This is a genomic window from Bacillus sp. DJP31 (genome assembly GCF_049310945.1).
In the GTDB taxonomy this organism is placed as follows: domain Bacteria; phylum Bacillota; class Bacilli; order Bacillales; family SA4; genus Bacillus_BS.
On record NZ_JBMERO010000111.1, the window covers coordinates 1 to 560 of the forward strand.

1 protein-coding gene and 1 pseudogene are annotated in these 560 nt (G+C 37.3%); both read right to left on the reverse strand.

Features of this window, described 5'->3' with window-relative positions; translation table 11 throughout:
* Nucleotides 1–219 (reverse strand): annotated as a pseudogene (locus tag ACOI1C_RS22745) (group II intron reverse transcriptase/maturase); the annotation flags it as partial.
* The coding region (locus ACOI1C_RS22750) for a reverse transcriptase domain-containing protein (protein ID WP_422512901.1) at nt 191–560 on the reverse strand (370 nt) is incomplete at its 5' end. The pseudogene ACOI1C_RS22745 and the gene ACOI1C_RS22750, both read right to left, overlap by 29 nt.

Here is a 560-nt window from a genome sequence, read left to right on the forward strand (position 1 = left end):
CTTTAGTTTTTTGTTTGAGAGTGCTCTTTGAACAACTTTTGATAATCCGATATATCGGTACCCTTTTCGGCAGTAGGTTAATCCTTTCGCTTCTTCTTCGGGTATTCCTAGTTGAATGAGCGACTTGATTTGTTCCCTAGAAACCTTCCATTTCTTCCATATGATTACCCTTATTCTTGAGCGCAACTTCTCATCGATTCGTTTCGTCGCTTTTTTCATATTTGCGATTCTGAAGTAGTTTACCCATCCGAATATGACTTGTTTTTAGTTTCAATATTCGATAGTCTAACGAAACACTCCAGTTTCGCTTCGTCAATTGTCGAAGCTTCCTTTGAAATTTCTGTACTGAAATTGGATGAGGTCTCACCTGAATTCTCTTGTTTTTAGAATCGTAGTAATACCCAAATCCTAAGAATTTTAATTCTTTTGGGCGAGAGACTTTTCTCTTTTCGGCATTAACTATCAACCCTAACTTCTCTTCTATAAATCTCACGATTGATTTCATCACTCTGTTTGCTGCTTTCTCACTCTTCACAAAGATAAGAGTGTCGTCAGCGTAT